Here is a 24,708-nt window from a genome sequence, read left to right on the forward strand (position 1 = left end):
GCCTCCCGGTCGAAGTCCACGGCGAGGAAAGCGAAAGAACTTTTTTCAGGAAAGGAATTGAGAAGGAAGCCCCTTCATGGCCTCGCCGTGGTCAACGCTAGCACTCAGCCCGGTATCAAGTCGCGCAGGTTTTCGAGGGTGATGACCCGGGAGTCCGGGTGCAGCCTTTCGGGACGTTCAAGACCGATGTACGTCACGGGCTCCTCCGGGACCGGCCCGCCGTCCCACAGATCCACGGCCGTGCCGTCTTCGGACATCAGGTCGATCAGGTACCGCACCGTCAACTGCTCGCGCTCCACGACGGCGCGCACCACCTTGGACACCGACACCTGGTTCTCCTCGACCCGGTTGGCCGACGAGATGCCCTTCAGATACAGGTGCAGCCACTTCGCCCGCCACCGGCCGTCGTCCTCGCGCCGGAACACCAGCGGCAGCGCCACTCGACCCACCCCGCGAAGCTCCGACTTCATCCGCACCGTGCGCGGTTCGAACGGCCGGCCCTTCTGCTCACCGTCGCGCAGCATGAAGCCGAAGAACGACTCCTCGACCTCCTCGAAGCTCTCGCCGGCGTAGATGTCGACCTGCGGAACGATGAAGGTGCTGCGTACCCGGTCCAGGGACAGGTTGATGAATTCCGAGGCCCCGTCGGGCGCCTCGGTGATGTCGCCCGAGTGCCGGCCCCCGACAGCCGTGAGGGCTGTGTAGGAGAGCCAGGAGTCGGTGCTGTAGTCGGCGTGGAGAAGCAGCGCCGAGAGGTCGTAGTCGGTCCGGTTCCCGGTCTCCTTCCAGTACACGAAGAAGCGCAACTGCTCGCCGTCGACCGCCGAGACCGAACCGCGTGGCAGTACGCCGAGCCCGGCCGCTGTCGCCCTGCCGCTGAGCGGGAGCGCCACGTCGAGGACGTCGGGGTCGAGGAGCAGTCGGACCGGCGCCGGGAGCCTGCGGCGCATCTCGGCGTCGAGGGCGGCGATCAGACGATCGCGGTCGGCGGCGGGGACGGGCGGCCGGACGTCGCGATCGACCCAGCCGCGGCCCCGGCGGTTGATGAAGACCCGGGGTTGGCCGGTCTCCCGCTCCCGGTTCTGGAAGTGCTCGCGGACCGACAGCACGACCCGCCCGGAGACCTCGGGAGCGACCCGCACGGCGGCGGTGACCACCGCGTCCCGCTCCTCCTGGTCCGCGGCGATACGCAGCAGGAGGTCCAGGGCGCGGAACAGCTTGCCGGGAGCGGACGCGAGCAACTGCACCGCACCGAGGACGTCGAAGTCGTCGAGCAGCTTCTCGACACGGCTGTCGAAGGACCGTGCCTCCTTCTCGCCCCGCGCCACGGCGAACACATCGGCGGCGTGCGGCCAGCGCGGGTACTCGTGCGGGTGGAGACGCTCACCGAGCCGCTTGAACGGCTCGCGGTGCGCGTGCACATCGGCCAGCTTGGCCGGGTTCGCCGCGACCAGGGCGTCGAGGCCCGCGAGCAGCGCACGGCGGGCCGGCCGCGGGAGGGTCCGAAAGCGGGTCGGCTCCCGCAGCGTCACGTCGCCGCCCGACAGCGCGCAGGCCAGCCGCAGCACATCGGTGACGGTGTCGAGGAGGAGGTCCGCCCCGACGCGGAGCCGGGCCTCGTTGACGACCGCCCGGTTCTCCCGGACCGTGATCGACTCCGGCTGGGGGCCGAGCGCGCACCGCTCGGCGAGGATCTTGAGGTCGCGCAGATGGTCCTCGCCCAGTGGCGTGGTACTGCCCGCCAAGGCCAGATACAGGTCCGTGACTTCGTCGTCAAGGTCCCGCCCGAGGTGCAGGACGGTCACCCGGTCGCCCGCAGAGGCGATCAGCTCGTCCTGCGCCGCGAGCATCTCCTCGTAGGTGCGCTGGTAGCGGCCGTACGTGGGGAGGCTGAGCAGGTCCAGCACCCCGTGAGCCAGCTGCGTCAGCACGTTCTCGCGCGCCTTGTCGTCGCCGAGTGCCTTTGTCACACAGCGCATCCAGAACTCTTCGGTGTCCGGCACGTTCGCCGGGAAGTCGATGAAGTACGCGTTGTGCCGGACGTGGTCGCCCACCATCTCGCTCACGGTGCGCAGCGTCCGCCTGGCTGTGGCGACGACCGTGGCCTCGGACAGGCCCGACAGCCGCTCCAGCAGCTCGGCGGAGAGCTTGAAGCCCACGGAGGTCAGCGCCGCGTCGAACTGCCGTGCGGCGGTGGCTCCTTCCCCGGCGGAGCCTTCGGGAGAGGAAAGGCGGTGGGTGTGCCGGATGACCAGCGATTCAAGACTGTGGGCCATTCGGGGATGATCGCAGAGGTGTGCGAGCCGACGCACAGGAGTTTTCGTACGCACGGACGATCGGCCCGGGACCAGGGACGGTTCGGCCCTACCCCGAGGTCGCCTTCTGCGTGGACGCTGGCGATGAGAGGCGAAGGATGCTCGCGATGAGGTGAGCGGACGTGACAGCGACGATCTCGGTTTCCGGACTGGTCAAGGAGTTCGGGGCGACCCGGGCCCTCGATGGTCTCGACCTGACCGTGGGAACCGGTGAGGTACACGGCTTCCTGGGGCCGAACGGCGCCGGCAAGACCACCACGCTCCGGGTCCTGCTGGGACTGCTGCGCAGGGACGCCGGTACGGTCTCGGTGCTGGGCGGGGACCCGTGGCGGGACGCGGTCCCGCTCCACCGCCGGCTGGCGTTCGTGCCGGGCGAGGTGAATCTGTGGCCGAACCTCACCGGGGGCGAGGTCATCGACCTGCTGGGCGCGTTGCGCGGGGGCCTCGACCAAAAGCGCCGGGCCGACCTGCTGGAGCGGTTCCAACTCGACCCGGGCAAGCGGTGTCGCGCCTACTCCAAGGGCAACCGGCAGAAGGTGGCCCTCGTGGCGGCCCTCGCCTCCGATGTCGAGCTGTATCTCCTGGACGAGCCGACCTCCGGTCTCGACCCGCTGATGGAGGCGGTCTTCCAGGAGGTGGTCCGGGAACTGCGCGGGGCCGGCCGGAGCGTGCTGCTGTCCAGCCACATCCTGTCCGAGGTGGAGGCGCTGTGCGACCGCGTCACCATCATCCGCGCGGGCCGGGCCGCCGAGTCGGGCACCTTCGACGAACTGCGCCATCTGACCCGTACGACGGTGACCGTCGAGACCGCCAAGCCGATCGACGCGCTGGGCGAGGTGCCCGGGGTGCACGACCTGCGCCAGGACCACACCCGTGCGCGGTTCAGCGTGGACCCCGGTGAACTGGGTGAGGTGCTGCGGCACTTGGTGACGTTCGACGTCCGTGGGCTGACCAGCTCGCCACCCACGCTCGAGGAACTGTTCCTGCGCCACTACGGAGAGGACATGGGCCTCCCGGACGCTCCGGACGCCTTTCACGCCTCGGCCGCCTCGGACGCCGGAGCGGTCCTGAGGAGTTCGCGATGACCGGGCTGACCGGTACGGTCGCGCTCACCCGGCTCGCGCTGCGGCGCGACCGGTTCACCCTCTGCGCCTGGCTTCTCGGACTGAGCGCCTTCATGGCCGGTATCACCGCCATGAGCGTCAGCGGCCTCCCCACGCGCCAGGACGTGATCGAACAGACCGAGCTCATGGCGGGCAACGCGGCGATGCGCATGCTGGGCCTCGCCTCCGGCGCCACCGTCGGCGGTTACACACTGGTCCGCGGCTATCTCACGCTGGCGGTGCTCACGGCGCTGATGAGCACGTTCGCCGTGGTGCGGCACACCCGCCAGAACGAGGAGACCGGGCGCGCCGACCTGCTCGGCGCGACAGTCGTGGGGCGGTACACGGGGCTCGCCGCGGGAGTCGTCGTCACGGTCGGCGCCAACCTCGCGCTCTCGGCGCTGCTGGCCCTGGCGATGATCGTGAACGGCCAGCCGGGGGCGGGCTCGGTCACGGCCGGCGCGTCGGTCGGCGCGGTGGGCATCGTGTTCGCCGGCGTGGCCGCGATCGCCGTACAGCTGTCGTCCACCACGCGCGGGGCGAGCGGTATCGCCTCGGCGGTCCTCGGGCTCGCCTTCCTCCTCAGTGGCGTCGGGAACATGCTCGGCCGGGCCAATGCGAGCGGGCTGCGGGTGGTCAGTGCCTGGCCGTCCTGGGTGTCACCGATCGGCTGGGGCCAGCAGATGCGGCCGTTCGGCGGCGACCACTGGTGGCCGCTCGCGTTGTTCGCCGTCCTTTTCGCCGTCCTGCTCGGCGTGGCCGGAGCGCTGGTGCGCCGACGGGATGTCGGCAGGGGCCTGCTCCCCGAGCGGCGCGGCCACGCCGAGGCCGCGCCCGGGCTGCTCAGCCCGTTCGGGCTGGTCCGGCGGCTGCAGCGCGGCACCCTGGTCGCCTGGGCGGTCGGCATGCTGGGTTTCGGTCTGGTCCTCGGTGCCATCGGCGGCGAGGTCGCGGACATGGACGGCTCGGCCCGCGACTGGTACACGCGCGTGGGCGGCACGGCGCGGATCGTCGACGCCTACCGCACCTCGATCATCGGGATGGCCGGCATGGCCGCCGCGATCTACACCGTGCAGATCCTGCTGCGCATGCATGCCGAGGAGACCCAGGGCCGTCTGGAGCCCGTCCTGGCGACGGCGGTGAGCAGGGCACGGTGGGTGACGGCCCACATCATGAACGCCGTGCTCGGCGCCGCCGGGCTCCTCCTGCTCTTCGCTGCCGGCATGGGAGTGACGGCCGGCCGGACGCTGGGCGGAGGTGTCACCGCCCAGGTGGGCGAGCTGGCGACGGCCGCGCTCGCCCAGCTGCCGGGGATCCTGGTGCTCGGCGGTGTCGTGGTCGCGGTGGTCGGGCTGCTGCCGCGGTGGGCCGGACCGGTCTCCTGGACCGCGCTCATGGCGTCCGTCCTGCTGGGCCCGCTGTTCGGCCCGAGCCTGAAATGGCCCCAGTGGGCCCAGGACCTCTCGCCGTTCACCCATACTCCCAAGGCACCTGCCGCCGCGATCACCATGGCCCCTGTCCTCACCCTCCTCGTGGCCTTCACCGCCCTCGCGACGGTCGGCATCGTCACATCCCGCCACCGCAACCTGGCCCTCCCGGCCTGACCGCGGCTGCGGGAAAGGCTGGTCATTCTCCGGTCGAGGTGGCGGGGGAAGCCGGGGCCGGATACGCGGGCGGGCTTGTTGCATGCGAGGGGGTGTCGGCGGGAGGACCGGGGGCTGTACGGTGATCCCCGCGTCCGGCGGCATGACGTCCCGCCAGGTGCAGCTGATCCAGGACCTGAGGCGCCGGATCATCATGGTGCCCCCGTCGTACCTGCTCACCCTGCTGGACGAGTTCGAGCGGCAGGGCGTCGACCCGCGCTCCACCTCCCTGCGGGTGGGGATCTTCGGTGCCGAACCGTGGACGGAGCAGATGCGGCAGGAGATCGAGGAGCGGTTCGGGTCGCACAGGAGTGCGTGGAGACGAAGGACGGGCTGCACATCTGGAAGGACCACTTCTACCCGGAGGCGGTCGATCCGATCACCGGGGAGGTGCTCCCCGAGGGCGCCGTGAAGGACGGCATCGGGGTGTCGGTGGCCGTCGAGATCGTCGAACCGGAGTCGCTGGAGCGGTCGGTGGGCAGGATCAGGCGGATCGTCGACCAGCGCCCGAAGGAGTCATGACCCGAACCGGTCCCGCAGTTCGCGCTTGAGGATCTTCCCGCTGGCGTTGCGCGGGAGCTCGTCCACGAAGAACACGCGCTTCGGGGCCTTGAAGCCGGGGAGCTTCTCGCGGGCGTGGGCGATGAGTTCGTCCTCGGTCACCTCGCCGCGCGGGACGACGACGGCCGCGACCGCCTCGATCCATTTCTCGTCGGGCAGCGCGATCACGGCCGCCTCGGCCACGGCCTCATGGGTGTAGAGGGCGTCCTCGACCTGCCGTGAAGCGACGAGTACACCACCGGAGTTGATGACGTCCTTCACCCGGTCGACGATGGTGAAGTAGCCGTGTGCGTCGCGCACCGCCAGATCTCCGGAGCGGAACCAGCCGTCCCGGAAGGCCTCGGCCGTCTCCTCGGGTTTCTCCCAGTAGCCCTCGCACAACTGGGGTGAGCGGTAGACGATCTCACCCGGGGTGCCGTCGGGGACGTCCTCGCCGTTCTCGTCGACGACCCGGGCGTCCACGAACAGCACCGTACGGCCGCAGGAGTCCATACGGCCCTTGTGCTCGTCCGGGGCGAGGACCGTGGCGAGGGGGCCGATCTCGCTCTGGCCGAAGCAGTTGTAGAAGCCGAGCCTCGGGAGCCGTTCGCGCAGGCGCTCCAGCACGGGCACCGGCATGATCGACGCCCCGTAGTAGGCCTTGCGGAGCCCGCTCAGGTCGCGGGTGGTGAAGTCGGGGCGGCCCGCCAGGCCGATCCAGACGGTCGGCGGCGCGAAGAGACTGTCGACGCGCCCCTCCTCGATCAGGTCGAACAGCCGGTCTCCGTCGGGCGCGTCGAGGATGAGGTTGGTCGCGCCCGCCGCGAGATACGGCAGCAGGAACACGTGCATCTGGGCCGAGTGGTACAGCGGCAGGGAGTGCGCGGGGCGGTCGCCGGCGCTCAGGTCGAGAGCGGCGATCGCGCTGAGGTACTCGTGCACCAGCGCCCGGTGGGTCATCATCGCGCCCTTGGGAAGGGCGGTCGTACCGGAGGTGTAGAGCAGCTGCACCAGGTCCTCGGTGCGCGGCTCGGGACCGTCGTACGGCTCCGTGTCGGCCAGCCGGCCGAGGAGCGAGCCGTCGGCGTCGCGCAGGGACAGCGTCCGTACGCCGTCGGGGAGCAGCTCCGCCAGGCCGGGGTCGGCCAGCACGAGCGTGCTGCCCGACTGCTCGACGATGTACGCCAGGTCGTCGCCGGTGAGGTTCTGGTTGACGGGGACGTGGACCAGGCCGGCGCGGGCACAGGCGAGGAAGGCGATGAGGTAGGCGTCGGAGTTGTGGCCGTAGGCGCCGACCCGGTCGCCCGGAGCGAGCCCCTCGCCCAGCAGGACACCCGCCGCGCGGGAGACCGCGACGTCGAGTTCCTCGTAGGTCCAGGCGCGCTCGCGGTACTCGACCGCGACGCGCGCGGGGGTGCGGCGAGCACTGCGCCGCAGCACCCCGTCGACCGTACTGCCGTGTCCGGACGTCATGGCACATGATCCTCGACGGGCCACCGGGACAGGTCAAGTCGAGCCCGGAGGACGTCGGCGGGAGGGCCGGGTCACACGGGCCGGGTCCGGCCCTCCCAGTACGGCTCCCGCAGGCGCCGCTTGTACAGCTTGCCGTTGGGGTCGCGGGGCATCTCGGTGATGAAGTCGACGGACTTGGGCCGCTTGTAGCCGGCGAGGCGGTCGGCGCAGTGGGCCAGGAGGGCGGCGGCGAGGTCGGGGCCCGGGTCGTGGCCGGGGGCCGGTTCGACGACCGCCTTGACCTCCTCGCCCCAGTCGTCGTGCGGGATGCCGAAGGCGGCGGCGTCGGCGACGGCCGGGTGGGCGAGGAGCGCCGACTCGATCTCGGCGGGGTAGATGTTGACGCCGCCGGAGATGATCAGGTCGATCTTGCGGTCGCGGAGGAACAGGTAGCCCTCCTCGTCGAGGACGCCCAGGTCACCGACCGTGAAGAAGTCGCCGATGCGGTTCTTCCTCGTCTTCGCCTCGTCCTTGTGGTAGGCGAAGCCGCCGGTGCTCATCTTCATGTAGACCGTGCCGAGTTCACCGGGCGGGAGGCGGTTGCCGTCGTCGTCGAAGACCGCCAGTTCGCTGATGGGCCAGGCCTTGCCGACCGTGCCGGGCTTCTTCAGCCAGTCCTCGGCCGTCGCGAAGGCGCCGCCGCCCTCGCTGGCCGCGTAGTACTCCTCCACGCACTCGCCCCACCAGTCGATCATCGCCCGCTTGACGTGGTCCGGGCAGGGCGCGGCGCCGTGGATGGCGTGCCGCATGGACGAGACGTCGTACGCCTGCCGGACGGCCTCGGGGAGGGCCAGGAGCCGGTGGAACTGGGTGGGGACCATGTGGGTGTGGGTGCAGTGGTGGGCGTCGATGAGGCGGAGCATCTCCTCGGGCGTCCACTTGTCCATGAGGACCAGGCGGTGGCCGATGTGCAGGGAGGAGCCCGCGAACTGCAGGACCGCCGTGTGGTAGAGCGGTGAGCACACCAGGTGGACGTTGTCGTCGAAGGGCCGCACGCCGAAGAAGCCGAGGAAGCCGCCCAGGTACGCCTCTTCGGGGAGTCGGCCGGGCAGCGGGCGCCGGATGCCGCGCGGGCGGCCCGTCGTACCGGACGTGTAGTTCATGACCCAGCCGAGGGTGCGGTCGCCGGGCGCCGACTCCGGTTGTCCGTCGAGGAGTTCGGCGTACGGCCGGAAGCCCTCGACGTCGCCGACGCCGTAGCGGTGGCTCGCGGGGAGCCCGGCCTCGTCGGCGGCCCGGCGGGCCTCGGTGGCGAACCGCGCGTGGGCGATGAGGACCTTGGCGCCGGAGTCGGAGACGATCCACGCGATCTCGGGGCCGACGAGGTGGTGGTTGACGGGGACGAGGTAGAAGCCGGCCTGGGTGGCGGCGAGGTAGGCGGTGAAGAACTCGGCGGAGTTGGGCAGGACGACCGCGAAGGCGTCGCCGCGCTCCATGCCTGCCGCGCGCAGTCCGTGCACCAGCCGGTTCGCGGCGGCGTGCAGCCGTCCGGCGGTCCACTCCTCGCCGTCCGGCGCGATCAGGACCGTACGGTCGGGGTCGGCGGTCGCCTGGGCCCAGAAGCCCGCGGGAGCCGTACTCGTGCCGGTCACCGGCCGCTCCTTCCGGCGATGCGGTTGACGTGGTCCAGGGCCTGCTCGAAGCCGCGGGTGAGGTCGTCGAAGACCGCCTGGACCGGGCGGACCTCGTTCATCCGGCCGACGATCTGCCCGACGGGCGTGCCGAGCAGTGGGTCGACCTCGTACTTCTGGATGCGGGAGACCGCCTCGGCGACCAGCAGGCCCTGCAGGGGCATGGGGAGGGTGCCGGGGCCGTGCGGGTCGTCCCAGGCGTCGGTCCATTCGCTACGGAGCTGACGTGCGGGTTTGCCGGTGAGGGCGCGGGAGCGGACCGTGTCGCCGGAGCCGGCCGCGAGCAGTTTGCGGGTGAGGGCGGGCGAATGCAGGTCGGCCTCGGCGGTGGTCAGCCACAGGGAGCCGAGCCACACGCCCTGGGCGCCGAGCGCGAGGGCGGCGGCGATCTGGCGTCCGCTGCCGATGCCGCCGGCCGCGAGGACGGGCAGCGGATCGACGGCGTCCACGATCTCCGGGGTGAGCACCATCGAGGCGATGTCGCCGGTGTGCCCGCCGGCCTCGTACCCCTGGGCGACGACGATGTCGATGCCCGCCTCCTGGTGCTTGCGGGCGTGCCGGGCGCTCCCGGCGAGCGCGGCGACCAGCACGCCGCGCTCGTGGGCGCGGTCGACGACGTCGGCGGGCGGGGAGCCGAGGGCGTTGGCGAGCAGCCGGATCGGGTAGTCGAAGGCGACGTCGAGCTGGCTGCGGGCGACCTGCTCCATCCAGCCGGTGATCCGCCAGCCGGACGCCTCGCCCTCGGCCAGCTCGGGGACGCCGTACTTGGCGAGGGTGTCCCGCACGAACTGCCGGTGCCCCTCGGGGATCATCGCCTCGACGTCGGCCTCGGTGACGCCTTCCACCTTCTTCGCGGGCATGACGACGTCGAGCCCGTACGGCTTTCCGTCGACGTGCGCCTCGATCCAGTCCAGGTCGCGTTTGAGGTCGTCGGGTGCGGTGTAGCGGACCGCGCCGAGCACGCCGAAGCCGCCCGCGCGGCTGATGGCCGCGGCGACGGCGGGGAACGGCGTGAAGCCGAAGACGGCGTGCTCGACTCCCAGGTGATTGCTCAGCTCCGTCTGCATGGGCGCAGGATGCCGCACCGGACCGGCCGACGGAAGAGGTTTTCTGATAGACCGTCAGATTTACTGGGTCGGGGTCGACTTGGGATCTAGAGGTCCGCGGTCGCCTCCAGTACCGCCATCGCCGCGTTGTGCCCGGGCACCCCGCTCACCCCTCCCCCGCGGACCGCGCCCGCGCCGCACAGCAGGATGTTGGCGTGCGGGGTCTCCACGCCCCAGCGGCCGGTGCTCTCGTCCGCGTACGGCCAGGACAGGTCGCGGTGGAAGATGTTGCCGCCGGGCAGGCCGAGGTCGCGTTCCAGGTCGAGCGGGGTCCTCGCCTCGATGCAGGGGCGCCCGTCGGCGTCCGTGGCGAGGCAGTCGGCCAGCGGTTCCGCGAGATGGGCGTCGAGCTGGGCGAGGGTGGCCCCGAGGAGTTCCTCGCGTACGGCGTCGTTGTCGCGTGCGAAGAGCCGGGCGGGGGTGTGGAGGCCGAACAGGGTCAGGGTCTGGTAGCCCCGCCCGACCAGGTCGGGGCCGAGGATGGTCGGGTCGGTCAGGGAGTGGCAGTAGATCTCGGACGGCGGGGCGGTGGGCAGCTCACCGGCGGCGGCCTGGGCGTGGGCGGTGGCGAGCTGCTCGTATCCCTCGGCGATGTGGAAGGTGCCGGCGAACGCCTCGCGCGGATCGACGGAACCGTCCCGTAGCCTGGGCAGCCGCTTGAGCAGCATGTTCACCTTGAGCTGGGCGCCCTCGGCGGGGGCGGGCGGCGCGTCGCCGGTGAGGGCGGCGAGGGCCTGCGGGGAGGCGCCCACCAGGACGTGGCGGGCGGTGGTGACGCCCTCGCCGTCGGCGGTGCGCCAGGTGACCTCGGCGCTGCGCCCGTCGGTGGCGATACGGACGGCCTCGTGGCCGGTGGCGATGACGGCTCCGGCGTCGCGCGCGGCGGCGGCCAGCGCGTCGGTGAGGGCGCCCATGCCGCCGACGGGCACGTCCCAGGCGCCGGTGCCGCCGCCGATGACGTGGTAGAGGAAGCAGCGGTTCTGCTTGAGGGAGGGGTCGTGGGCGTCGGCGAAGGTGCCGATGAGGGCGTCGGTGAGGACCACGCCGCGTACGAGGTCGTCGGTGAAGTTCGCCTCCACGGCGGCCCCGATCGGCTCCTCGAACAGCGCGCGCCAGGCCTCCTCGTCGTCGATACGGCGGCGCAGCTCCTCCCGGGTGGGCAGGGGTTCGGTGAGCGTGGGGAAGACCCGCTGGGCGACATGCCCGGTCATGCCGTAGAAGCGCTGCCAGGCCGCGTACTCGCGCTCCCCGCCCGTCAGCCGCGCGAAGGCCTCCCGGGTGCGCTCCTCTCCCCCGCCGACGAGGAGTCCCGTGGGCCGTCCGCCGCGCTCGACGGGGGTGTACGACGAGATCGTGCGCCCTTGGACGCCAAAGCGCAGGCCGAGGTCCTTCACGATCTTCTGCGGGAGCAGGCTGACCAGGTAGGAGTAGCGCGACAGCCGGGCGTCGACGCCGGCGAAGGGGCGGGTGGAGACGGCGGCGCCGCCCGTGTGGTCGAGCCGTTCCAGCACCAGCACGGACCGTCCGGCCCGGGCCAGGTAGGCGGCGGCGACCAGGCCGTTGTGTCCGCCGCCGACGATGACGGCGTCGTAGGTGTGGTGTCCCTCGTGAGCAGGCATGGTTCTTCGTAACACGATCTACGTCAGCTTGGACACGCAGCCTGGACACGAGGGGGTATTCGATGGACACCGAGCCGAGCCATACGGCCGCGCTCCTGGTCAACGAACGGGGACAGTACCTGCTGCATCTGCGGGACGCGTACAAGGCGATCTGGGATCCGGGCGCCTGGTCGCTGCCCGGCGGCGCCCGGGAGGGGGACGAAACGCCCGAGGAGGGGGTCGCGCGGGAACTCCTCGAGGAGACGGGTCTGGTGGTCGAGGGGCTGACCCGGTTCACGGTGATCGGCAACACCCGGGTGTTCGTGGGGCGTTGGGACGGGGACCCGGCACGGCTGCCGGTCGGCGAGGGCATCATGTTCGCCTTCTTCGACGCGGCGACGGTCCGGCATCTCGTGATGGCGCCGTGGGCGGCCGAGGTGCTCGCGCTGCACCGGGGCGACGGGAGCGTGCCCGTGCGGCGGGAGGCCCCGCACGTCGTGGGCGTCCATCTCTACCTGGAGCGGGACGGCAGGATCCTGCTCGGGCTGCGCCATCCGGACGCGGCCTTCGCGCCCCTGACCCACCATTTCCTGGCCGGGCACTGCGAACAGGAGTCGGCCGTGGCCTGTCTGGTGCGGGAGGCCGGGGAGGAGGCGGGGCTGGAGATCGACCCGGCGGACGTGGAGCTGGTGCACACCGTCCACGTCGACAACGGCTTCCTCCGGCGGCCCCGGATCCAGCTCGTGTTCCGCGCCCGCCGCTGGCGCGGCGAACCGCGGCTGCTCGAACCGGACAAGTGCCTGGGCTGGGACTGGTGGCCGCTGGACGCGCTCCCGGAGCCGATGGTCGACTACGCGCGGGCGGCGGTCGACGGCATCCGTGGCGGACGGTCGTACACGGAGCTGGGCTGGGAGTGAGACGGGGCGGGCCGGACTGTCCTGGAGCACCGGCCGGGAACTGACGCGGGTACGGGTGCGGGTGCAAGGCCGGGGCTCCCGGTCGGTCGTGAACCGCCCGGTCCCCACCTCGCGCCCCCTTGCGCGCCGCGTGGCTCACGCCCCGCCCGCCGCCCGCCTCTCCCTCAGCGCCGCCACCCTCCGGTACAGCGCCACAGCTTCCCGGCCGCGGCCGAGGCGTTCCAGGCAGTGGGCCTCGTCACCGCGGATCGCCAGGGTGTCGGGGTGGCCGGCGCCCAGGAGGCGTTCGCGGGCGGCGGCCACCCGGCGGTACTCGGTCAGGGCGTCGGCCCAGCGGCCCAGCCAGCCCAGGCAGACGGCCACCTCGCGTCGGCTGACCAGGGTGTCCGGGTGGTCGGCGCCGAGGACGCGCTCGCGGATCGCGCAGACGTCGCGGGACTCGGCGAGGGCCTCCTCCCAGTGGCCGAGGCGGCCCAGGTTGACGCCCAGGCCGTGCCGGGCGCGCAGGGTCTCGGGGTCGGCGGGGCCGTGCACCCGGGTGCGGTCGTCGACGAGGCCGCGGTAGAGCTGGAGCGCCTCCGTGCTGCGGCCGAGGCGGCCCAGGCTGATGCCGGTCTCGTAGCGGGCGGCGAGGGTGTCGGGGTGGTCGGGGCCGAGCGCCCGGGCGCGGGCGTCGGCGACCTCGCGGTAGGTCTGGAGCGCTTCCGACCAGCGGCCCAACTGGCCCAGCGTGTACGCCACTTCGTAGCGGGTGAGGAGGGTGTCCGGATGCTCCTGGCCCAGCGCACGGGCCCGGGCGGCGGCCACCTCGCACGCCATGCGATACGACTCCTCGAGCCGGCCGAGCCTGCTGAGGTTGAAGGCGAGGTTGTGGCGGCAGCGCAGGGTGTCGGGGTGGTCGGGGCCCGCCGTGCGCTCCCGGGCGGCGAGGACCGAGGTGTAGAGCTGGTGGGCGTCGAAGTGCCGGCCGAGCAGGCCGAGCGCGTAGGCCGTCTCCTGGCGGGTGGCGAGGGTGTCGGGGTGGTCGGCGCCCAGGATCCGGGTGCGGGCGGCGGCCACGTGCTGGTACTCGCGGACGGCGTCGGCGGCCCGGCCGGTGCGGCTGAGCGTGACGGCGACCTCGTAGCGGCTGGCGAGGGTGTCCGGGTGGTCGGGGCCGAGCAGGTGGGCGCGTTCGGCGGCGACCGCGCGGTGCACCTCCCCGGCCTCGCTCCAGCGGCCGAGCCGGCCGAGGCTGAGGCCGGCGTTGTGCCGTCCGGCGAGCACGGCGAGCGTGTGCGGGGACGGGGCGTCCGGCTCGGGCGGGGTCTGGACCGTGCCGAGGGCCGGGCGGGGGATCCATTCGCCGGTCAGGGCGGCTCCGGCGTCCGGGGGTGCCGGGAGCAGTGCGGTGCGGGCGGCCTTGTGTCCGGTGGTCATACCGCGGGTCCAGCCGGGCAGCGGGGCCCGCCCGGGGCCGGTGGGCTCTGGTCCGGCGTACTCGGGGCCGGTGGGCTCCCGTCCGGCGTACTCGGGCCCGTACGGCTCTGTCGGGCGGGTGACGAGGGTCGGCACGTACGGCGGGGTGGTGCGGCCCTCGGTGATCCGGCGCCCCACCTCACGGGCGTCGCAAGGGCGTTGTCCGGGTCGTTTGGCGAGCAGGTCGAGGATGATCCGGTCGAGGTAGTCGGGCAGGTCCCGGCGCTGTTCGCGGGCCGGCCGGGGCGCGGTGTCACGGTGGCCGATCAGGATCGCCCAGGGGTCGCCGAGGTCGAACGGCGGTGCCCCGGTGGCGAGTTCGTACAGGACACAGCCCAGCGAGTACAGGTCGCTGCGCTGGTCGACCTCGTCCCCGCCGATCTGCTCCGGGGACATGTAGTGCGGGGTGCCGAGCGCGATGCCGGTGCCGGTGAGCTTGGCGGTGAAGCCGATGTCATGGCCGAGGCGGGCGATGCCGAAGTCGCAGATCTTCACGGTGCCGTCGGTGAGGCGCACGATGTTCGCCGGTTTCAGATCACGGTGCACGATGCCCTGTCGGTGCGTGTAAGCCAGGGCGGCGGCGACCTGTTCGGCGATGTCCACGACGTCCGGGACGGGCAGCGGCCGGCGTTCGTCGTCGTCGAGCAGCCGGCACAGGTTGCGGCCGTCCAGGAGCTCCATGACGAGGAACAGGACACCCTCGGACTCGCCGAAGTCGTGGACGACGGTGATCCCGCGGTGCTGGAGCCCGGCGGCGACGCGGGCCTCGCGGCGGAACCGCTCGCGCAGCACCCGCGAGAAGGCCGGATCGTGGTGCGGGCCGGGCGGCCTGAGGCACTTCACGGCGACCTGCCGGCCCAGCGACTCGTCGCGCGAGCGCCACACCTCGCCCATGCCGCCGCGCCCGATGAGCTCCAGCAGCCGGTACCGGCCCTGGATCAGCCTGCTCTCCGTCATGGTGACCGCCGCCCCCGTACTGTCCGGCCCCGCCCGACCCGTCCAGTATGGCGGTCTATAGCGGGACTTTGCAGGGTGCGGGGCGGGTGTCCGGGCCGAGCCTCGCCATGGCCCGAAGGATGTGTTTGGGCGGGAGTTGCCAGCGCAGCCGTGCGGGGATGCAGCGCAGGAGGGTGCCCGTCGCGCGCAGTCCCCGGGTGACGGTGGCGGGTCGCGGCGCCGGTCTGCCGTACAGGTCGTGGGCGTACGGCGGCAGAGAGGCGTACGCCAGGTTCGCCACGCGCCGCCACAGCAGGGCGCGCGCCGGGACGAGCAGGGGGTGGGCGGGCGGGCTGCGCAGGAAGTCGTCCACGGCCATGGCATCGGCCCCGGCGGCGAGCTCGGGCCGTACCTTCTCGAAGTAGGCGTCCAGCTCGGCCCGGTTGGCGGGTACGCCCGCGGGGTCGAGGCCCACCAGGCGGGCGCTGACGCGGTGTTCGGAGATGTAGCGGTCGGCGGCGGCGTCGGTGAGGGGGTAGCCGGAGCGGCGCAGGACGTGCAGATAGGAGTCGATCTCGGCGCAGTGCACCCACAGGAGCAGCGCGGGTTCGTCGACCGGGTACCGCTCGCCGGTGTCGGGGTCGGTGGCGGAGAGCATGCGATGGATCTTGCGGACCCGGGCCCCCGCCTTCTCGGCGGCCTCCGTGGTGCCGTACGTCGTGGTGCCGACGAAGTTCGCGGTGCGCATGAGCCGGCCCCAGGCGTCACGCCGGAAGTCGGAGTTCTCCATGACCCCGCGTACGGCCCGCGGATGGAGCGCCTGGAGGTAGAGGGCGCGGATGCCGGCGACCCACATCATGGGGTCGCCGTGCATCTGCCATGTCACGCTGCTGGGGGTGAACAGCCCCGGGTCACCCGTCATACCGGCAGTGTGTCCAGGATCGCCGGCCGGCGCCAGCCAACAGAGGGTCATCGTCGGGCGGTTGCCTCACCCGCTGCCGCCAGGTCGAGCGCGATGTCCATGATCATGTCCTCCTGGCCGCCGACGAGGCCCCGGCGGCCCACCTCCAGCAGGAGGGTCCGGGCGTCCACGCCGTAGCGGGAGGCGGCCGTCTCGGCGTGCCGCAGGAAGGACGAGTACACGCCCGCGTAGCCGAGGGTCAGCGTCTCGCGGTCGACGGTCACGGGGCGGTCGCGCAGCGGCCGGACCAGATCGTCCGCCGCGTCCTGGAGGGCGAACAGGTCGCAGCCGTGTGTCCAGCCCTGGAGTGTCGCCACGGCGATGAACGCCTCGATCGGGCAGTTCCCCGCGCCGGCGCCCTGACCGGCGAGGGAGGCGTCCACCCGGGTGACGCCCTCCTCCACGGCGACGACGCTGTTGGCGACGGACAGGGACAGGTTCTCGTGTGCGTGCACGCCGATCTCGGTGGCCGGGTCCAGCACGTCGCGGTAGGCGCGGACGCGCTCGCGCGTGCCGTCGAGGGTGAGCCGGCCGCCGGAGTCCGTGACGTACACGCAGGTGGCGCCGTAGGACTCCATCAGCCGTGCCTGCGCGGCGAGTTCGCGGGGCGGGGCCATGTGGCTCATCATCAGGAACCCGGCGACGTCCATCCCGAGTTCGCGGGCCTTGGCGATGTGCTGGGCGGCGATGTCGGCCTCGGTGCAGTGGGTCGCCACGCGCACCGAGCGGACGCCGAGCGCGTGGGCGCGCTCCAGTTCGTTGATGGTGCCGATGCCGGGCAGCAGCAGGGTGGTGAGGCGCGCGTGCTCGATGCTGTCGGCCGCGGCCTCGATCCACTCCCAGTCGGTGTGGCTGCCGGGGCCGTAGTTCAGCGAGCCGCCCGCGAGGCCGTCGCCGTGGGCGACCTCGACGGCGTCGACTCCGGCCGCGTCGAGGGCGGCCGCGATGCGGGCCACGTCGGTGGGTTCGATGCGGTGCCGGATGGCGTGCATGCCGTCCCGCAGGGTGACGTCCTGGATGTAGAGCTTCGTTCCCGTTGCCGTTCCCGCTGCCGTTCCCGCTGCCGGTCCGGTTGCCGGTCCGGTTGTCGCTGTGGTTGTCGCTGCGGTTGTCGCCGGGGTCGTCATCGGGTCGCCTCCGCGGGGGCCGTGCTGCGCTGTGCGATCGACTCGGCGACCCGGAGGGCGGCCGACGTCATGATGTCCAGGTTTCCGGCGTAGGCCGGCAGGTAGTGGGCGGCGCCCTCTACTTCGAGGAACACCGACACCCGGGTGGTGACCGGGCCCGCGTCCCGCGGCACGAGCGTGTGCACGGGTTCGTCGTCGGTGACCGGGGTGAACTGCACCTCCTGCTTGAGGCGGTAGCCGGGCACGTACTGCGCGACCCGCTCGGCCATGGCCGCCACCGAGGCGCGTACGGCGTCCCGGTCGACGTCGCCGGTCAGACAGAACACGGTGTCCCGCATGATCAGCGGTGGTTCCGCCGGGTTCAGGATGATGACCGCCTTGCCGCGGGCCGCGCCGCCGACGGACTCGATGGCGTGGGCGGTGGTCTCGGTGAACTCGTCGATGTTGGCGCGGGTGCCCGGACCCGCCGACCTGGAGGCGATGGATGCCACGATCTCCGCGTAGTGGACAGGTGTCACCGCGGAGACGGCGGCGACCATGGGAATCGTGGCCTGGCCGCCGCAGGTGACCATGTTGAGGTTGTCGGCCCCCAGGTCCAGGTGCTCGTCCAGGTTGACCGGCGGGACCACGAAGGGGCCGATCGCGGCGGGGGTGAGGTCGATGAGCCGCTTGCCGTACGGGGCGAGCTTCGCGGCGTTCGCGAGGTGCGCCCTGGCCGAGGTCGCGTCGAAGACGATGTCGATCTCGTCGAAGTGGGGAAGCGCGATCAGGCCGTCGACGCCCTCGTGCGTGGTGGGGACGCCCAGCCGTGCGGCCCGGGCGAGCCCGTCGGAGGCGGGATCGATGCCGGCCATGGCACCCATCTCCAGCCTGTCCGACAGACGCAGTACCTTGATCATCAGGTCGGTGCCGATGTTGCCCGACCCGATGACGGCGACCTTGGTCCTGGCGACCCTGGTCCTGGGGGTGGTCATATGTCCCTCTTCTCGGAGAACGAGGCGGTGACAACGCCGAGCGAGCCGATCTCGGCCCGGATCCGGGTGCCGGGCGGGGCCGGGACCATGGGGCCGAGGGCGCCCGACAGGACGACCTGCCCGGCCCGCAGCGGGTCCCCGAACTCCAGCGCGGTACGGGCCAGCCAGGCCAGCGCGTTGAGCGGGTCGCCCAGGCAGGCCGCGCCGTGGCCCTCGGAGACGGGCACGTCGTCGGCGTACAGCCGCATGACGGTCTCGCGCGGCTCGAACGCGTCCAGGCCGACCCGCTGGTCCGCGAGGACGAACAGTCCGCTGGAGGCGTTGTCCGCGACGGTGTCGGTGAGGCGGATGTCCCAGTCGGCGATGCGGCTGTCCACGATCTCCAGCGCGGCGACCGCGTGGTCGACCGCGGAGCGTACCCGCGCCGCGTCCAGATCACCGTCGGCCAGGTCCTCCTTGAGGACGAAGGCGATCTCCGCCTCGGCCTTCGGCTGGAGCAGCCGCCCGGACGGCACCTCGGCCTCGCCGGAGACGTCCATGTCGGCGAAGAGCACCCCGAAGTCGGGCTGGTCCACACCGAGTTGACGCTGGACGGCGGGGGAGGTCAGGCCGATCTTGCGGCCCACCACGACCGCTCCGTCCGCCAGCCGACGGCGGGTCAGCTCCCGCTGTACGGCGTAGGCGGCGGCCAGGTCGTGCTCGCCGATCAGATCGCGTACAGGGGCGACGGGGCGGCCCTCGTCGACGGCGGTGCGGAGCCGGGCGGCGGCCCGTGCCACCGCGTCCGCGGCCAGGGGCGTGTGTGCCGTCACGGTCACCGCCCCTGCGCCGTGGCGACGGCGAACCCGGCGATCCACGCGGGGATCGCCTCGTAGAACCGGGACGTCATGGCGTACGGGCCGGTCGCCGCGAGGGAGGCGAACGCCGCGATCCAGGCGCGGACCTCGTGCGCCGAGCCGCCGCCCTCCTTCGCCATCCACTCCACCGTCCACGCGTCGAACTCGGGGAGCTCGCCGCGCTCGAGGTGGTCGAGGAGCCGGTTGTCCCAGGCGGGGTTGATGGGGATCATCGCGGTCGACCCGGCGGCGTAGTCACGGCCGGCCCGGACCACGCGTTCCTCGCCCCTGGCCCGCTGCTCGGGGGTCGGCGGGCGGCCCTCGATGAGGGCGTCGGCGACCCGCGGCGGAGCGCCGTCGAGGACCGGGACGGGCGGGTCGTGGGAGAGACCGCCCGAGGCGAGGAACAGCACCCGCCGGTCGAGGTCCGCGACGGCCTCGCCCACCGCCGTTCCGAGGGCCCTGATCCGGCTGACGGGGCAGAGCGGGGTGGCCACCCCGTTGACGAAGACGGGGACGACGGGCACCTGGTCGATGCCGCCGAAGAGCACCTCCAGCGGTTGCGCGAACCCGTGGTCGACGGTCATCCGGGCGGACACGGTGAGGTCCACGCCCCGGTCGAGGACACCTTGCGCCAGGGCCCTGGCCGCGCCCGTGTCGACCGACAGCGGGCCCGCCGGGGAACCGAAGTCCCCCACCGCGTGCGCCTCGGTCGCCAGACAGAACGGCGGCATCTCGTTGTAGAAGAACCCGTTGTAATGGTCGGGCGCGTACAGCACCACGAGGTCGGGGTCGAACGCGCGGACGAATTCCCGGGCGTCCGCCACGGCCCGGTCGACCCGGGCCAGGACCTCGGCGTCCGGGTCGTTCCTGCCGATGAGCGGCGAGTGGGACAGTCCCACGGCTGCGGCGGTCATGGCTGGTGGTTCCTTACTGCCGGGGAGCCGGCGGGTGGATGACGAGCTTTCCGGTCAGCTCACCGTCGATCATGAGCTGGAAGCCCTTGTGGATGCCGGAGAGCGACAGGACCCGGTCGATCACCGGACGCACGCCGGTGGCCTCGAGCATGCGCAGCATCGCGACCAGCTCGGCGCGCGTGCAGCCGGTGGAACCGAGGACGCGCTGTTGGAGGTAGAAGATCCGGCTCAGGTCGGCGGGCGGGTTGGCGCCGCTGGTGGCGCCGGCGACGACGACCGTGCCGCCGGGCCGCAGCGACTTCAGGGAGTGCGACCAGGTCGCCTCGCCGACGGTCTCGATCACGACGTCGACCCGCTCGGGCAGCCGCTCACCGGTGGGCAGCGCGGCCCGCGCCCCCCACGAGAGGGCCTCGGCGCGCTTGGTCTCGCTGCGGCTGGTGGCGTACACGACGGCCCCCGCCGCCACGGCCAGCCTGATCGCGGCCGAGGCGACCCCGCCGCCCGCCCCCTGCACGAGCACCCGGTCGCCGGCCCTGGTCCGGGCCTGCGTGAACAGCATGCGGTACGCGGTGGTCCAGGCGACCGGCAGGCAGGCGGCCTCGTCGAAGGACAGCCAGGCCGGTTTCGGCACCAGGTTGCGGGTGGGTACGACGAGGTACTCCGCGAACGTGCCGTCGTGCCGCTCGGACAGCAGGGCGCGGTTCGGGTCGAGGGTCTCGTCGCCGCCTCCGGCGTCCGGGTCGCCGATCACCGGGTGGACGATGACCGGGTTGCCGTCGTCGTCGTAGCCGGCGGCGTCGCAGCCGAGGACGATCGGGAGGCGGTCGGCGGGGTGGCCCACGCCGCGCAGCGTCCAGAGGTCGTGCATGTTCAGGGAGGAGGCCTCGACGCGCACCCGGGACCAGCCGGGCCTCGGCTCGGGTCTGGGCACGTCGCGCAGGACCAGCCCCGACAGGGGGTCGGTGGCGCTCTGGGAAATCGCGGTTGCAGCTAGCACGCGTTCACGTTCGCCCCGACCGGGCATCGGGCCATAGCCGGTGTGCCGCTGTGCAGCACACCCTGGGCGCGAGGGGCGAAGACGCCCTGACCGGCGGCGGAACAGCCTGGACCGGGACTTGCGCCGGACCTGTGGCGGACCTGTGCCGGTGCCTGGGCGCGGGCAGCCCGCTGCCCCGGCCGGCTCGGGTCCGGTCGGGGCCAGCGGGCGGGATCCGTCAGTGGGGCATGTCGTCAGTGGGGCATGTCGTCCAGGGCCGTGGACAGTGCGGTGATCCGCGGTGGCTCCGCGGCGAACAGCACCACACTGCCGCCGGGCAGGTCCGCCTCCGCGACCCGGCGGAAGCCGCCCTCCGCCAGGGCGAGCCGGCCGGCGGTGTCGTCCTCGTCCGGGGCGGCGACCACCCGGCGGCACCGTGGGTCGAGGGCGAACAGGGCGGGGACCAGGTCGCGCAGCAGACGCGCGGCCAGAGCGCGCCCGGATCCGGCCGGGTCGGGCCCCGGAAGGACGAGGCCGACCACGAGATCGTGGGCGCCGAACGGATAGCAGGCGCGCACCGGATGGGCAAAGACGCGGTGGACGTCCAGGAGCAGTTCGGGTCCGCCGGCCGCGGCGCGCACGGCGTACGTCCGCTCCCCCGGACGGGGAGGAGGCCCGGTGGGCGGCCCGACGAGGGCGCGCAGCCGCCACCTGTCGCCGAGCCGGGGTTCGCCGAGCGCCGGTACGGTGCCGAAGGCGCCGGCCATGCCGGGGCTCACACCGTCCCGGCGGGCCGGTGCGCCTCGACCCAGCGCCGCAGCTCCGCCTTGACCAGCTTGCCGCTGGCGTTGCGGGGCAGCCGCTCGGCCACCATCACGCGCGTGGGCAGCTTGTAGCGGGCCAGGTGGTCGCCCGCGTAGGCGCGGACCTCCTCCACGGTGGGCGCCACGCCCGGCTCGCAGGTGAGGACGGCGAGCACGGTCTCGCCCCACTTCGGGTCCGGCACCCCGATGACGGCGGCCTCCACGACCCCGGGGCAGGCGGCGAGGACGCGTTCCACCTCGGCGGGGTACACGTTCTCCCCACCGCTGATGATCATGTCCTTGAGGCGGTCGACGATGTAGTAGTGGCCGTCCTCGTCCCGGTACGCGATGTCGCCGCTGTGGAACCAGCCGGCGTCGTCGATGGCTGCGCGGGTGGCGACCGGGTTGTTCCAGTAGCCGGCGGTCACGTTCGGGCCGCGGACGCAGATCTCGCCGCGCGCGTCCGCCTCCGGGACGCGTACGCCGGTGACGGGGTCGACGAGGCAGATCTCGGTGTACGGCATGGGCGCCCCCGCCGAGCCCGCCTTGCGCAGGGTCAGCCCGGCCGGCAGGTAGGTCGCGAACGGTGCCGTCTCGGTCAGCCCCCACGCCTGCTGGAGCAGGATGCCGCGCTCGCCGTAGTCCCTGATCAGCTGCGGTGGTACGGGGGCCCCGGCGACGATCGCGGACCGCAGGGCGCCCAGGTCGGCCTCGGCGAAGCCGGGCACGCGCGCGAGGGCGGCGTACATGGCGGGCACCGCGAAGAAGGTGGAGACGCGGTGCCGCACCAGGTCGTCGAGGCACTGGGCCGGGTCGAAGCCGCGGCGCAGGATCACGGTGCCGCCGCGCACCAGGGTGCGCAGGGTGAGGGCGTTGAGTCCGCCGATGTGGAACAGCGGGGCGACGGCCAGGTTCACGTCGTCGGCGCGGGTGTCGACGACGCTGTCGACGTTGACCGCGTTCCACCAGATGTTGCCGTGGCTGAGCATGACGCCCTTGGGCCGGCCCGTCGTGCCCGAGGTGTACATGAGCACGGCGAGATCGTCGTCGTACAGCGGCACGGGCTCCCGGGTGGTCCGGTCGCCGCCCAGACAGGACGACAGGGGGGTCCACAGGGGGGCCGCGGTGGTGGTCGGGGGGCAGGCGGGGTCGGTGTCGACCAGGAGGTGCCGGCGTGCCGGGACCTCGTCCGCGATCGACTCGGCCAGTTCGCGGTGGGTCTCCTCGACGACGAGGGTGTGGGCGCCGCAGTCGTTCAGGATGTGGCGCACCTCGTCGGCGGCGAGCCGGAAGTTGACCGGGACGAAGACCGCCCCGAGGTGGGCTGCCGCGATCAACGTCTCGAAGAACGTCACGCTGTTGAAGCCGAGGTAGGCGATCCGGTCGCCCCGGCGCAGGCCGTTCCCGGCCAGACCGGCGGCGAGTTCGTCCGCCGTGGCGGCGAGCCGTCCGGCGGAGATCTCGCGGCCCTCGTACAGGACGGCGGTGTGGGTGGGGAACCGGGCTCTGCGGCGCAGTGCGGCGGCGGGGCTGATGTCGACGGCGGCCATGGCGGCGGCTCCTTCGATGGCTGTCGTACGGGTGAGGTGGCGGAGGGTGGTCAGAGGCCGGCGCCGCCGGCCGGTGTGCGGAAGCCCCGTACGGCGATGCCGCCGTCCGCGGGGATGACCGCACCGGTGACGGTGCCGCTGTCGGCACGGGAGGCGAGCAGGACGTAGGGACCGGTGAAATCCTCGGGCTCGACGCTGGAGTCGTACAAGGGGATGAGCGGCGGCTGTGTGTCGCCGGACGCCTCGTTGCGGGCGAAGGAGGCCGCCAGCGTACGGCCCTGAAGGCCCAGGCTCTCCGGGCCGCGCAGCTGGGTGCGCATGCCGCCGACGGCGACGCCGTTGACCCGCACGCTCGGCGCCAGTTCGTAGGCGAACTGGCGGAGCAGGCCGAGGCAGGCGTGTTTGCTGGCGGTGTAGAGCACGCCGCCGCCGTCGGTGTGGAAGGAGGCGTTCGACAGGGTCATCACGATGCTGCCGCGGGTGGCGACCAGCTCGCGCCAGGCGGCCTCCACGGCCAGGACGTACCCCTTGACGTTGATCGCGAAGATTTCGTCGAAGGCCTCGGAGAACTCCTTGCCGGTCAGCCGGGTGAGGCTGCGGTGGTAGTCCCAGATGCCGGCGTTGGGCACGAGGACGTCCAGCCTGCCGAACCGCTCCACGGTCGCCTCGACCGCGGCGTGCAGGTCGTCCGGGGAGCGTACGTCGCCCGGCACCGCCAGCACCCGGTCACCGCGGTCGCCCGCCGCGCCCACCACGTCCTGGAGCTGTCCGGCGCTGCGGCCGAGGACGGCGACGCGCGCGCCCTCGGCGAGATAGCGGAGCGCGACGGCCCGGCCGATGCCGGACCCGCCGCCGGTGATGAGGGCGACCTCGCCCTCCAGCCAGCCCATGATTCAGTCCTCCTTCAGGAAGTCGGTGACCAGACGCTCGAACGCGGCCTGCCGCTCCAGCTGCACCCAGTGGCCGCAGCCGCCGAAGACGTGCAGCTGGACGTCGCGGAGCTGCTTGAGCATGAGCTGCGCGCCGTCCAGGGTGATCGTGCGGTCGTCGCGGCCCCACAGCAGCAGCGTCGGCGCTGTGATCCGGTGGACGCGCTGCCAGAGCGGGTCCATTCCGTGCCGCTTGGCGAAGGCCGCGTTGTAGCGGTGGTAGAAGGCGACGTGGGACTCGTCGAGGGACGCCTCGTAGCGGGCCTGCGCGGTGTCGGCCCAGCGCTTCGGTTCGGCGGTCATCACGCCGATGAAGTCCCGCATCTTCTTCAGGGTCGGGCCCTCGCCGTTGTAGTAGCGGAACATCGCCTTCTGGCCCTCGGTCGGGGTCGGCCCGAAGGGCAGCCAGCCGCCGCCCGGGGCCATGAGCACCAGCTTCTCGACGCGCTCGGGGGCGGTGAGCGCGGTGGCGATGGCGGCGGCGCCGCCGAGGCTGTTGCCGAGGAGGTGGAAGCGGTCGATGCCGAGGGCGTCGAGGGTCTGCAGCAGCGCGTCGACGGTGATCTCGGTGATGCTGCGGGCGTCCAGGTCCTCCTCGGTGGGCCGGTAGCTCCCGCCGAAGCCGGGTTGGTCGGGCAGGACGACCCGGAAGTGTCCGGTGAGGGCGGGCAGGTTCTGGTGGTAGTTGGCGACGGCGCTCGCACCGGGTCCGCCGCCGTGCAGCATCACCAGCACCGGTCCCGTACCGGCCTCGCTGACGGTGATGGGCCCCAGCGTGGTCCGTACGGTGTGCTCGACGAGCTCGGGTTCTCCGGTGAGCCGGTGTTCTTCGGTGAGCCGGTGTTCTCCGGTGGGTGCTGTGGTCACGAGAGGTCT

19 protein-coding genes and 1 pseudogene are annotated in these 24,708 nt (G+C 72.6%); 4 read left to right on the plus strand and 16 right to left on the minus strand.

What is annotated here, in order from left to right; all coding sequences use genetic code 11:
* Nucleotides 1-104: 104 nt before the first annotated feature.
* Entirely contained in the window at nt 105-2,276 is a 2,172-nt protein-coding gene (locus ACLZN2_RS24320; RefSeq protein WP_416981121.1) for a hypothetical protein, read from the minus strand.
* A 161-nt stretch (nt 2,277-2,437) separates the two neighbouring features.
* Here ACLZN2_RS24320 and ACLZN2_RS24325 point away from each other — a divergent pair, with 161 nt between their 5' ends.
* From ACLZN2_RS24325 to ACLZN2_RS24335, 3 genes and pseudogenes are all read left to right on the plus strand, one after another.
* A complete protein-coding gene (locus ACLZN2_RS24325) occupies nt 2,438-3,400 on the plus strand; it encodes an ATP-binding cassette domain-containing protein (protein WP_416981122.1) in 963 nt (320 codons plus the stop codon).
* Nucleotides 3,397-5,022 carry an ABC transporter permease gene (locus tag ACLZN2_RS24330; protein ID WP_416981123.1) on the plus strand — a complete coding sequence of 542 codons (1,626 nt, stop codon included), beginning with the start codon at nt 3,397-3,399 and terminating at the stop codon, nt 5,020-5,022. Before ACLZN2_RS24325 ends, ACLZN2_RS24330 begins: the two co-directional genes overlap by 4 nt.
* A gap of 88 nt (nt 5,023-5,110) precedes the next feature.
* Nucleotides 5,111-5,583: pseudogene (locus tag ACLZN2_RS24335) on the plus strand (hypothetical protein); the annotation flags it as partial.
* Here ACLZN2_RS24335 and ACLZN2_RS24340 read toward each other — a convergent pair.
* The 4 genes from ACLZN2_RS24340 to ACLZN2_RS24355 all read right to left on the minus strand — a co-directional run bounded on the left by ACLZN2_RS24340 (nt 5,578) and on the right by ACLZN2_RS24355 (nt 11,469).
* Nucleotides 5,578-7,074: an acyl-CoA synthetase gene (locus ACLZN2_RS24340; RefSeq protein ID WP_416981124.1), complete on the minus strand. Its 1,497-nt coding sequence runs from the start codon at nt 7,072-7,074 to the stop codon at nt 5,578-5,580. The pseudogene ACLZN2_RS24335 and the gene ACLZN2_RS24340 overlap by 6 nt on opposite strands.
* Before the next feature lie 71 nt (nt 7,075-7,145).
* Nucleotides 7,146-8,705: an acyl-CoA synthetase gene (locus tag ACLZN2_RS24345; protein ID WP_416981125.1), complete on the minus strand. Its 1,560-nt coding sequence runs from the start codon at nt 8,703-8,705 to the stop codon at nt 7,146-7,148.
* Nucleotides 8,702-9,811, minus strand: coding sequence for an NAD(P)H-dependent flavin oxidoreductase (locus ACLZN2_RS24350; protein WP_416981126.1), 1,110 nt, complete (start codon nt 9,809-9,811; stop codon nt 8,702-8,704). Before ACLZN2_RS24350 ends, ACLZN2_RS24345 begins: the two co-directional genes overlap by 4 nt.
* Nucleotides 9,812-9,897: 86 nt before the next feature.
* Nucleotides 9,898-11,469 (minus strand): phytoene desaturase family protein, encoded by a 1,572-nt coding sequence (locus ACLZN2_RS24355; protein WP_416981127.1) that lies wholly within the window; start codon nt 11,467-11,469, stop codon nt 9,898-9,900.
* A 62-nt stretch (nt 11,470-11,531) separates the two neighbouring features.
* On the opposite strand from ACLZN2_RS24355, the gene ACLZN2_RS24360 reads away from it, so the two are divergent.
* On the plus strand, nt 11,532-12,365 hold the full coding sequence (locus ACLZN2_RS24360) for an NUDIX hydrolase (protein ID WP_416981128.1): 834 nt from the start codon (nt 11,532-11,534) through the stop codon (nt 12,363-12,365).
* A gap of 135 nt (nt 12,366-12,500) precedes the next feature.
* Here ACLZN2_RS24360 and ACLZN2_RS24365 read toward each other — a convergent pair whose 3' ends face one another.
* The 11 genes from ACLZN2_RS24365 to ACLZN2_RS24415 all read right to left on the minus strand — a co-directional run bounded on the left by ACLZN2_RS24365 (nt 12,501) and on the right by ACLZN2_RS24415 (nt 24,699).
* Nucleotides 12,501-14,780: a tetratricopeptide repeat protein gene (locus tag ACLZN2_RS24365; RefSeq protein ID WP_416981129.1), complete on the minus strand. Its 2,280-nt coding sequence runs from the start codon at nt 14,778-14,780 to the stop codon at nt 12,501-12,503.
* Between the two features lie 55 nt (nt 14,781-14,835).
* Nucleotides 14,836-15,681, minus strand: a complete 846-nt coding sequence (locus tag ACLZN2_RS24370; protein WP_416981130.1) for an oxygenase MpaB family protein — start codon at nt 15,679-15,681, stop codon at nt 14,836-14,838.
* Between the two features lie 47 nt (nt 15,682-15,728).
* A complete protein-coding gene (dmpG, locus tag ACLZN2_RS24375) occupies nt 15,729-16,847 on the minus strand; it encodes a 4-hydroxy-2-oxovalerate aldolase (protein ID WP_416981131.1) in 1,119 nt (372 codons plus the stop codon).
* The gene (locus ACLZN2_RS24380; protein WP_416981132.1) at nt 16,844-17,821 is read right to left on the minus strand and encodes an acetaldehyde dehydrogenase (acetylating); all 978 of its coding nucleotides are present in this window, start codon (nt 17,819-17,821) and stop codon (nt 16,844-16,846) included. Before ACLZN2_RS24380 ends, dmpG begins: the two co-directional genes overlap by 4 nt.
* Nucleotides 17,818-18,639: a 2-keto-4-pentenoate hydratase gene (locus tag ACLZN2_RS24385; RefSeq protein WP_416981133.1), complete on the minus strand. Its 822-nt coding sequence runs from the start codon at nt 18,637-18,639 to the stop codon at nt 17,818-17,820. The genes ACLZN2_RS24380 and ACLZN2_RS24385 overlap by 4 nt, the downstream gene beginning before the upstream one ends.
* Nucleotides 18,636-19,574 carry a 3-carboxyethylcatechol 2,3-dioxygenase gene (locus ACLZN2_RS24390; RefSeq protein WP_416981134.1) on the minus strand — a complete coding sequence of 313 codons (939 nt, stop codon included), beginning with the start codon at nt 19,572-19,574 and terminating at the stop codon, nt 18,636-18,638. The genes ACLZN2_RS24385 and ACLZN2_RS24390 overlap by 4 nt, the downstream gene beginning before the upstream one ends.
* Nucleotides 19,575-19,587: 13 nt before the next feature.
* Nucleotides 19,588-20,571: a zinc-binding dehydrogenase gene (locus tag ACLZN2_RS24395; RefSeq protein ID WP_416981135.1), complete on the minus strand. Its 984-nt coding sequence runs from the start codon at nt 20,569-20,571 to the stop codon at nt 19,588-19,590.
* A 233-nt stretch (nt 20,572-20,804) separates the two neighbouring features.
* The gene (locus ACLZN2_RS24400; protein WP_416981136.1) at nt 20,805-21,317 is read right to left on the minus strand and encodes a GNAT family N-acetyltransferase; all 513 of its coding nucleotides are present in this window, start codon (nt 21,315-21,317) and stop codon (nt 20,805-20,807) included.
* Nucleotides 21,318-21,325: 8 nt separating this feature from the next.
* A complete protein-coding gene (locus ACLZN2_RS24405; protein WP_416981137.1) occupies nt 21,326-22,903 on the minus strand; it encodes an acyl-CoA synthetase in 1,578 nt (525 codons plus the stop codon).
* A 50-nt stretch (nt 22,904-22,953) separates the two neighbouring features.
* Nucleotides 22,954-23,793, minus strand: a complete 840-nt coding sequence (gene hcaB, locus ACLZN2_RS24410) for a 3-(cis-5,6-dihydroxycyclohexa-1,3-dien-1-yl)propanoate dehydrogenase (RefSeq protein WP_416981138.1) — start codon at nt 23,791-23,793, stop codon at nt 22,954-22,956.
* 3 nt (nt 23,794-23,796) lie between these two features.
* The gene (locus tag ACLZN2_RS24415; RefSeq protein WP_416981139.1) at nt 23,797-24,699 is read right to left on the minus strand and encodes an alpha/beta fold hydrolase; all 903 of its coding nucleotides are present in this window, start codon (nt 24,697-24,699) and stop codon (nt 23,797-23,799) included.
* Nucleotides 24,700-24,708: the final 9 nt, after the last annotated feature.

The sequence above is a fragment of the Streptomyces sp. T028 genome (assembly GCF_048159505.1).
Taxonomy (GTDB): domain Bacteria; phylum Actinomycetota; class Actinomycetes; order Streptomycetales; family Streptomycetaceae; genus Streptomyces.